General features: G+C 74.8%; 8 protein-coding genes and 1 pseudogene. 4 read left to right on the forward strand and 5 right to left on the reverse strand.

Translation table 11 applies throughout. The features are described from left to right. Positions 1–2: 2 nt before the first annotated feature. Positions 3–500 carry a ribosome maturation factor RimP gene (gene rimP, locus IE217_RS33050; RefSeq protein WP_190181641.1) on the reverse strand — a complete coding sequence of 166 codons (498 nt, stop codon included), beginning with the start codon at positions 498–500 and terminating at the stop codon, positions 3–5. A gap of 198 nt (positions 501–698) precedes the next feature. Between rimP and IE217_RS33055 the strand changes: the two genes are divergently transcribed. The 3 genes from IE217_RS33055 (at position 699) to IE217_RS33065 (ending at position 2,815) form a co-directional block, all read left to right on the forward strand. After that, on the forward strand, positions 699–1,352 hold the full coding sequence (locus tag IE217_RS33055) for a hypothetical protein (RefSeq protein ID WP_190181642.1): 654 nt from the start codon (positions 699–701) through the stop codon (positions 1,350–1,352). Next, the gene (locus IE217_RS33060) at positions 1,349–1,819 is read left to right on the forward strand and encodes a DUF4439 domain-containing protein (RefSeq protein WP_190181643.1); all 471 of its coding nucleotides are present in this window, start codon (positions 1,349–1,351) and stop codon (positions 1,817–1,819) included. The genes IE217_RS33055 and IE217_RS33060 overlap by 4 nt, the downstream gene beginning before the upstream one ends. A 96-nt stretch (positions 1,820–1,915) precedes the next feature. Further along, a complete protein-coding gene (locus IE217_RS33065) occupies positions 1,916–2,815 on the forward strand; it encodes an aminoglycoside phosphotransferase family protein (RefSeq protein ID WP_190181644.1) in 900 nt (299 codons plus the stop codon). A gap of 24 nt (positions 2,816–2,839) precedes the next feature. Here IE217_RS33065 and IE217_RS33070 read toward each other — a convergent pair whose 3' ends face one another. The 3 genes from IE217_RS33070 to IE217_RS33080 form a co-directional block, all read right to left on the reverse strand. Next, the gene (locus tag IE217_RS33070; RefSeq protein ID WP_190181645.1) at positions 2,840–4,540 is read right to left on the reverse strand and encodes a proline--tRNA ligase; all 1,701 of its coding nucleotides are present in this window, start codon (positions 4,538–4,540) and stop codon (positions 2,840–2,842) included. Positions 4,541–4,612: 72 nt separating this feature from the next. Beyond that, the gene (locus IE217_RS33075; RefSeq protein ID WP_190181646.1) at positions 4,613–5,182 is read right to left on the reverse strand and encodes a GNAT family N-acetyltransferase; all 570 of its coding nucleotides are present in this window, start codon (positions 5,180–5,182) and stop codon (positions 4,613–4,615) included. Positions 5,183–5,212: 30 nt separating this feature from the next. Beyond that, entirely contained in the window at positions 5,213–6,061 is an 849-nt protein-coding gene (locus IE217_RS33080; protein ID WP_190181647.1) for a GNAT family N-acetyltransferase, read from the reverse strand. A gap of 233 nt (positions 6,062–6,294) precedes the next feature. On the opposite strand from IE217_RS33080, the gene IE217_RS33085 reads away from it, so the two are divergent. Beyond that, complete coding sequence (locus tag IE217_RS33085) at positions 6,295–8,160, forward strand: SpoIIE family protein phosphatase (protein ID WP_373298188.1); 1,866 nt, start codon at positions 6,295–6,297, stop codon at positions 8,158–8,160. Positions 8,161–8,312: 152 nt separating this feature from the next. Here IE217_RS33085 and IE217_RS33090 read toward each other — a convergent pair. After that, positions 8,313–8,433 (reverse strand): annotated as a pseudogene (locus IE217_RS33090) (flavodoxin-dependent (E)-4-hydroxy-3-methylbut-2-enyl-diphosphate synthase); the annotation flags it as partial.

Raw genomic sequence — 8,433 nt, forward strand, 5'->3', positions numbered from 1 at the left:
GGCTACGCCTCCTCTTCCTTCTTGTCCTTGCGGCTGAACTCGACCTGCACGCGCGCCCTGACGACGTCCGGGAAGCCGATCCTGCGGGTGGTCGCCCTGCGGCCCTTGACCCCGGGCACTTCCAGGTCCAGGCCCTCGTCGTCGACGCCGGTGATCCTGGCCACCAGCTCGTCGCCCTCGGCCAGCTGGAACTTCACCAGCCGGCCCGTGGCGCGCACGTAGTGCCGGTGCTGGGTGAGGAGGCGCTCCGCGCCGGGGGTGCCGACCTCGAGGGTGTACTCGCCCTCGCCCATCGCGTCGGTCTCGTCGAGCCTCGCCGAGAGCGCGCGGCTCACATCGGCGATCCGGTCCAGGTCCGCTCCGGTGTCGGAGTCGACGACGACGCGCAGCACCCGCTTGCGGCCGACCGCGTCCACGGCGATCTCTTCGAGGTCCAGTCCCTGGGAGGCGACGAGCGGTTCCAGGATCTCCCGCAGCCTCTCGCTCTGGGTGGTGCTCATCCGGGTGACTCCTCGGCCGCGTGTGCTGTTGTGGGATGGGTCGCGTGTCTGGTCAAAGGGTATCCGGTCCCGGGGGGTGTTGCCGTCCACCTGGCCAGGGGTGGTGCCGCTGAGTGGTGCCCGTGGGGTGCGCGGGTACCGTGATCACGGGCGAGTCGCCCCTCCCGCATCGTTCGTACGCACCCGAGGACGTCTGCCGTGCCGTACCCCCCATTCACGCGGGCCCTCGCAGGGCCGCGCAGAAGGAGCCTGCTCGCCTCGGCCGCGGGGGCCGCCCTGCTCGCGGGCTGCTCCGCAGGATCCGAGGACTCCGGCGGCACGGGCGGCGGCCCGTCGCCCGCCGACCGGGTGCGCGCGGCGGCGGCCGGCGACAGCCAGGCGCTGGCGCGGCGCTACGACGCGGTGGCCGCCGCCCATCCCGACCTCGCCGAGCGGCTCCGCCCGCTGCGGGCGCAGGTCGCGGCCCACGCGAAGGCGTTCGGCGGGACGACGGCGCCGGCCGGCACGGCCTCGCCGGACGCGGAACCCTCGCGAGCCCGGGCGGGCTCCGAGGCATCGCCGGCCGGCTCGCCCCCTGGATCCGGTCCGGGCTCGGCGCCGGGCTCCCCCGGGAGCGGGCTCGGTACGCCCGCGGGCGCGGGCGCCGGGGTGGCAAACGGGGGTTCCTCTACTGGAGCCGTGCCCCGCAAGGCCAAGGACGCCCTGGCCGAACTGGCCGCCGCCGAGCGGGCGTTGGCCGATCGGCGGGCGGCGGTGCTGGAACAGGTGCCGGGGGAGCTGGCGCGGTTGCTGGCCTCCGTGGCGGCGGCCGGGGCCGCGCACGCGTACCTGCTGACGGAGGGCGGTCGATGAGCGGGACGGCGGAACAGCGGCTGAAGGCGCTCCAGGCCGCGCTCGCGGCGGAGCACGCGGCGGTCTACGGCTACGGGGTCGTCGGCGGCCGCGTCGGCGAGGTGCGGCGCGCGGAGGCCCGGGCGGCGTACGACGCACACCGGGCGCGCCGGGACGCCCTCGCGCGCGAGGTGCGGGGCCTCGGCGAGCGACCGGTGGCCGCGGCGGCCGCCTACGCGCTGCCGTTCCCGGTGCCGGACTCCGCGGCGGCGGTGCGGTTCGCGGCCCTGCTGGAGGACCGCGTGGCCGGGGTCTACTCGGACCTGGTGCGGGCCACCGGGGGCGGGCGGCGGACCGAGGCGGCGGCAGCGCTGCGGGAGGCGGCGGTCCGGGCGGTGCGCTGGAGCGGCGAGAGCGTAGCCTTCCCTGGTCTCGCCGAGCGGGCGGAGGCGGCGACGGGCTCGCCGTCCCCGGCGCCCACGGCCTGAGAAGGGCGGCACCCGGAGCACCAGGGAGGTCGGGCACACCGCGTACGGCGACATCGCAACCGCGTCCAGGAGGACCAGGAAGGAACGGACTCGCGCATGGCTTTCGAACCGCCGCGGCGCTTGGTGCGGGCACTCGGTGAGACGGCACCGGACGGCGACGACTGGCTGGAGAGGCTGCCCGGACTGGAGCGGGAGGCGGTCCAGTCGTACGCGCTGACCGTCGAGCGGGTGCAGGTGCCCGGCGGGCGCAGCAGCCTGGTGGTGCTGGTGCGTACGGCGGACGGCACGCCCGCCGTGCTGAAGCTCGCCCCGCCGAGGGCACGGCCGGGCAGCGAGCGGGCCGCGCTCGCGCACTGGGGCGGGCGAGGCGCCGTACAGCTGCTTGAGCCGGAGACCCCCGAGGGCGTGCTGCTGCTGGAGCGTCTGCACCCCGACGTGTCGGTGCGGTCGCTGCCGGAGGCGCGGGCGCTGCTGGAGGCGGCGGGGACACTGCGCAGGCTGTGGGTCGAGCCGCCGGACTCGTACCCCTTCGAGACGGTCGCCGAGCGCACGGGGCGGCAGGCGGAGGCGATGCGGGCGGGCGCGGACGCCGACGCGGAGGTGGCGCCGCTGGCGCGGGCCGCGCTCACGGCGCGCGAGGAGCTGCTGGCCGCGCCGCCCGAGCCGCGGCTGCTGCACGGCACGTTCCGGCAGAGCAAGGTGCTGGCCGGCGACCGCGTGCCGTGGCTGGCCGTGGGGCCCGACCCGGTGGTGGGCGATCCGGCCTTCGACCTGGCGCGGCTGGTCCGCGACCGCGTGGAGGACCTGATCGCCTCCCCGTCCGGGCCGGCCGTCACCCGCCGCCGCGTCAAACGCCTCGCGGAGTCCCTGGAGGTGGACCAGGAACGGCTGCGCGGCTGGACCCTGTTCCGCGCCGCGGAATCGGGCCTGCGGGCCCTGCGGGTGGGCCGTCCCCGGGACGCCGAACTCCTCCTGGAGTTCGCCACCTGGCTCTGACCTCCCGCCGGGCCCGCCGGACCCTTACGCCGTGAGGCGGGACAGCGCCTCGTCCGTGGTGATCTCCTCGCGCTCGCCGGTGCGGCGGTTCTTCAGCTCGACGACGCCCTCGGCCGCGCGGCGGCCGACGACGAGGATCTCGGGGACGCCGATGAGCTCCGCGTCGGTGAACTTCACGCCCGGGGAGACGCCGGCCCGGTCGTCGACCAGGACGCGGACGCCGGCGTCGGCCAGCCGCTGGGAGAGCTCGAGCGCCAGCTCGGTCTGCAGGGCCTTGCCGGCGGCGACCACGTGGACGTCGGCCGGGGCGACCTCCTTGGACCACACCAGGCCCTTGTCGTCGGCGTGCTGCTCGGCCAGGGCCGCGACCGCTCGGGAGACGCCGATGCCGTAGGAGCCCATGGTGACGCGGACCGGCTTGCCGTTCTGGCCGAGCACGTCGAGCTTGAGGGCGTCGGTGTACTTGCGGCCCAGCTGGAAGATGTGGCCGATCTCGATGGCGCGGTCCAGCTTCAGGCCGGTGCCGCACTTGGGGCAGGGGTCGCCCTCCTGGACGACCACGACGTCGACGTACGCGTCGGCCTCGAAGTCGCGGCCGGCGACGACGTTCCTGGCGTGCGTGTGCTCCTTGTTGGCGCCGGTGATCCACGCCGTGCCCGGCGCCACGCGCGGGTCGGCGATGTACGTCACCTTGTCCAGGCCCTGCGGGCCGACGTAGCCGCGTACCAGGTCCGGGCGGCCGGCGAAGTCCGCCTCGGTGACCATCTCGACGAGCGCCGGCGCGAAGTGGGCCTCCACCTTCCCCATGTCGACCTCGCGGTCGCCGGGCACGCCCACGGCGACGATCTCGCCGTCCACCTTCACGAGGAGGTTCTTCAGGGTGGCCGAGGCGGGCACGCCCAGGGAGGCGGCCAGGGTCTCGATGGTGGGGGTGTCCGGGGTCGGGATCTCCTCGGCCGCGGGCACGCCGGAGCCGTCCACCGGCTTCAGCTCGTACGTGATCGCCTCGGTGTTGGCGGCGAAGTCGCAGTGGGGGCAGTCGGCGAAGGTGTCCTCGCCGGCCTCGGCCGGGGCGAGGAACTCCTCCGACTTCGAGCCGCCCATCGCGCCCGCGGTCGCCGCGCAGATGCGGTAGTCGAGGCCGAGGCGCTCGAAGATGCGCTGGTAGGCCTGGCGGTGCAGGGCGTAGGACTCGGCGAGGCCCTCGTCGCTGAGGTCGAAGGAGTAGGAGTCCTTCATCAGGAACTCGCGGCCACGCAGGATGCCGGCGCGGGGGCGGGCCTCGTCGCGGTACTTGGACTGGATCTGGTACAGGATCACCGGCAGGTCCTTGTAGGAGGACGCCTGGTCCTTCACCAGCAGGGTGAAGATCTCCTCGTGGGTGGGGCCGAGGAGGTAGTCGCCGCCCTTGCGGTCCTTGAGGCGGAACAGCTCGCCGCCGTACTCGTCCCAGCGGCCCGTCGCCTCGTAGGGCTCGCGGGGCAGCAGCGCCGGCAGCAGCACCTCCTGGGCGCCGATGGCGTCCATCTCCTCGCGGACGACGCGCTCGACGTTGGAGAGGACCTTCCTGCCCAGCGGCAGCCAGCTCCAGATGCCCGCGGCGGTGCGGCGGACGTATCCGGCGCGGACCAGCAGCTTGTGGCTGAGGACCTCGGCGTCGGCGGGGTCGTCGCGCAGCGTCTTGGCCAGCAAGTGGGACATGCGCTGGACCGGTGCGTTGGCCATGGTTCTCGTACTCCTGCCGGATCGGGTGATGGCAAGGAGGTTAGCCGGGCGGGCTGCGGCTCGGGAAATCGGTCAACGCCTGCGCAGCGGCAGCGGGGCGCCCATCACGGCGTACGGCATCGGGGCGCTCGGGAAGAGCACCTGGCGGGCCAGATCCTCGTACCCGAGGGAGTGGTAGAGGCCGCGGGCGGGGCTGTCGGTGTCGATCGCGGAGAGGATCGAGCGGGGCTCGGCGGCGCCGTCGGTGATGGAGGTGATCAGGGCGCGCCCGATGCCGCGGTTCTGGTGGCGGGGGTGCACGTGCAGCTCGGTGATCACGAAGGAGCCGTCGAGCCAGTCGTCGTGGCCGCGGGCGCGCAGGTAGGGCTCGACGACGGTGGACCACCAGTGGGTGCGGTCGTTGGGCATGCCGTAGACGAAGCCGACCAGACGGCCCTCGGAGGTTGTGGCGCCGAGCGCGCGGGCGCCCGGGTACGTCATGTGGCGCAGCACGATCTGCCGGCGCACGGCGACCTCGTCGGCGCCGAGGCCGAAGGCCAGGGCCTGCACGGCGAGCGCCTCGTCGACGCGGGCGGGCAGGTCGAGGGGGCCGATCACGACGTCGTCGGTACGGCGGGGTGCGTGACCGGGGATGTGGGGCATGCCGGGGAGACTACCCGGCTCGCAGCGGCCTCAGAACAGCACGCTCATGAACGCGCCGACCTCCTGGAAGCCCACCCTCCGGTAGGTCCGGCGGGCCGGGGTGTTGAAGTCGTTGACGTACAGGCTCGCGACGGGAGCCACGTCGGCGAGCGCGTAGCGCAGCACCGCCGCCATCCCGGGGGCGGCCAGGCCGCGGCCGCGGTACTCGGGGGCGACCCACACGCCCTGGATCTGGCAGGCCCGGTCGGTGGCCGCGCCGATCTCGGCCTTGAACATCACCTTGCCGTGCTCGTCGAGGCGGGCGAAGGAGCGGCCGGAGCCGACGAGTTCGGCGACCCGGGCCTGGTAGAGCAGGCCGCCGTCGCCGGCCAGCGGGGAGACGCCGACCTCCTCGGTGAACATCGCCACGCAGGCCGGCAGGATCGTCTCCATCTCGTCCTTGCGGATGCGGCGGACGTAGGGGTCGGGGGTGATGTCGGCGGACAGGCGGTCGGTGACCATGAGGGGCTGGTGGGCGCGGACCTCGCGGGCAGGGCCCCAGCTGGGCTCCAGCAGCCGCCACAGCTGGGCCGTGGAGTCGGCGGGGCCGACGATGGAGGAGCAGCGGCGGCCGGCCCGGCGCGCCCGGTCGGCGAAGGCGCGCACGGCGCGCGGGCCGGCGCAGATCGGCACGAGGTTGGCGCCCGCGTAGCACAGCGAGGTGAGCATTCCGGCCTCGTACCAGCCCCACATCTCGCCGCCGAGCCGCCACGGGTCGAGCCCGGCGACCTGTACGCGGGACGTCACGAAGGCGTTCGCGACGGGCTCGCGGTCGAGGACCGCGAGCGCGGCGTCGAGGTCACTCGGTTCGAGCACCCGTGAGGTGGTCTGCGTCAACACGTGCGGGGGCCTTCACGCTGGGGGTTTGGCTGGTCTCCGCACTGTACCCGCCGAATCTGAGCGGCGCCGCCCCCCGGGGAGGCCCCCGAAAGCCTCCCGGGCACCCGGCTCGTAGCGGGGACATGGGACGTCCGGCGGGGGCGCCACGGTGCACTGGGGGAGAGCGCGCAGGACAAACCGGACAGAATGGTGTGGTACCCAGCGTCGAGGGTTTCGGGAGAGCGGTGATCGCGGTGGAGTCGGACCTCCCGTACGCCGTGCTGCGCGACCTCGGCGCCGGTGTCCTCGCCCTCGACACCGACGGGCTGATCACCTACGTCAATCCCTGGGCGCTGCGGCTGCTGGGCCGCACCGAGGCCGGGATGCTCGGCCGCGACGCGCACGATCTGCTGCACCGAGGGGCGGACGGCGCTCAGGTGCCGCGCGAGAAGTGCACGATGCAGGCCCCCCTGCACGACAGCCGGGACCCCGGGGAGGGCAGCGAGGAGTACTTCCTGCGGGCCGACGGCACGCTCGTGCCCATCATCTGGTCGACCACTGGGCTGGTCCTCGGCGGCCGGCGGGCCGGGCTGGTGGTCGTCTTCAGCGACTTCAGCCTGCACCGGGACGCGGAGGCGCGGGCGGCGGCGCACACCGCGGCCCTGGAGGCCCTGACCGACCGGCTGAACCTGCTGGCGAACGTCTCCACGGTGCTGATGTCCACCTGGGACACCACCGGCCGGCTGCGCAGGCTGCTCGGGCTGCTGGTCCCGGCGCTGGGCGACTGGGCCGCGGTGGACCTGTTCGGCTGGCGCTCGGGGTCCCCGGAGCGGATCGCCGTACGCGGTCACGCGCACCGCCGGCGGGCGAGGCGGCTGGAGGGACCGCTGCCGCCGCTGCCGGAGAAGGCCCGTTCGGCGCTGGGCCGGGCCGCCGACTCCGGTGAGCCCGTGGTGCTGACCCCGGCCGGGCTGCGGGACGCGGACGCCCCGTTCGCCGCCACCCACCGGGCGCTGTTCGACCGGCTCGGCGGCCACTCGGCGATCGTGGTCCCGCTGCGCGCCCGCGGGCACCAGTACGGCATGCTCACCCTGGCCCGCGCCGGCGACTCCCCCGCGCCCGCGCTCGCCGAGGTCCGGCTGCTGTCCGACATCGGCCGGCGGGCGGCCCTGGTGATGGACAACTCCCGGCTCTACGCCGAGCAGCGCAATGTAGCCGAGACCATGCAGCGCCAGTTGCTCGCGCCGCTGCCGCAGGTCGACCACCTGCGGATGGCCGCGCGCTATCTGCCCGCGCAGAGCACGATGGAGATCGGCGGCGACTGGTACGACGCCTTCCTGCTCTCCGACGGGGTGATGGCCCTGGTGATCGGGGACGTGGTCGGCCACGATCTCCAGGCCGCCGCGCACATGGCGGAGGTGCGCAACATGCTGCGCGCGCTGGCCTGGGACCACCGGGAGCCGCCCAGCCTGATCGTGCGCCGGCTGGACGAGGCGGTGACCAACACCAGTGACGCGCCGATGGCCACCCTCGTCTTCGCCCGCATCGAGGGTCCGGAGGGCGGCCCTTGGCGGCTGCAGTGGGTCAACGCCGGGCACCCGCCGCCGCTGCTGGTGACCCGGGAGGGACAGGCGCGGTACCTGGAGGGAGGGCACGGTCCGCTGATCGGCATGAGCGCCACGCTCCACCTGGGGCTCAACTGGCCTGACACACGGGAGGAGTTGCCCCCCGAGTGCACCCTGCTGCTCTACACCGACGGCCTGGTGGAGAGCCGGGGCCGCCCGATCGACCTGGGCATGGCCAAACTGCGCCACCACGCCTCCGTGCTGGCGCGGCGGATGGCCACCGCCACCGTGGACGCCTTCTGCGACGAGCTGCTGGAGCGCATCGCGCCGAGCGGCGACGACGTCGCGCTCCTCGCCCTGCGCCTGCCGGCGGCCGGCGCGGGCGCCCCCGACGACCGCTGCCCGCCGCCGCCCCCGCAGTCCCCGTACAGCCCAGCCGCCCCGAACCGGGCCGCCCCCGGCTCCCTCCAGGAGAACCCCCCGGTGGAGGACCCCACGCGTGGCGTCCGCGAGGCCGTACTGGGCGAAACCCCGGACAACGAGGACGAGCGCTGACCGACCGGGCGGGGCCACGGCCCCGCCGGCCACCGCTCAGCCCGGCCGCGCCGGACCGGGGCCGCGCCGCGACCGGTGGTCGGCCGGCCGGTGGTGGGCCGGGTGCGGACGCCGGTCCCCGGCTGTCACGGCCGGCCGCCGTCGGTCCCGCCTCAGCCCGCGACGGAGACCTCGGGCTCGCCCGAGGCCACGCCCTCGGACTCCATGCGTTCCGCGAGCTTCATGGCCTCCTCGATCAGGGTCTCCACGATCTTCGACTCCGGGACGGTCTTG

This window comes from Streptomyces naganishii JCM 4654 (assembly GCF_014650575.1).
Taxonomy (GTDB): Bacteria; Actinomycetota; Actinomycetes; order Streptomycetales; family Streptomycetaceae; genus Streptomyces; species Streptomyces naganishii.

Excerpts from the sequence above, each read along its gene's own strand:
- rimP (WP_190181641.1), bottom strand. The coding sequence starts at position 500 with ATGAGCACCACCCAGAGCGAGAGGCTGCGGGAGATCCTGGAACCGCTC.
- IE217_RS33060 (WP_190181643.1), top strand. The coding sequence starts at position 1,349 with ATGAGCGGGACGGCGGAACAGCGGCTGAAGGCGCTCCAGGCCGCGCTC.
- IE217_RS33065 (WP_190181644.1), top strand. The coding sequence starts at position 1,916 with ATGGCTTTCGAACCGCCGCGGCGCTTGGTGCGGGCACTCGGTGAGACG.
- IE217_RS33070 (WP_190181645.1), bottom strand. The coding sequence starts at position 4,540 with ATGGCCAACGCACCGGTCCAGCGCATGTCCCACTTGCTGGCCAAGACG.
- IE217_RS33075 (WP_190181646.1), bottom strand. The coding sequence starts at position 5,182 with ATGCCCCACATCCCCGGTCACGCACCCCGCCGTACCGACGACGTCGTG.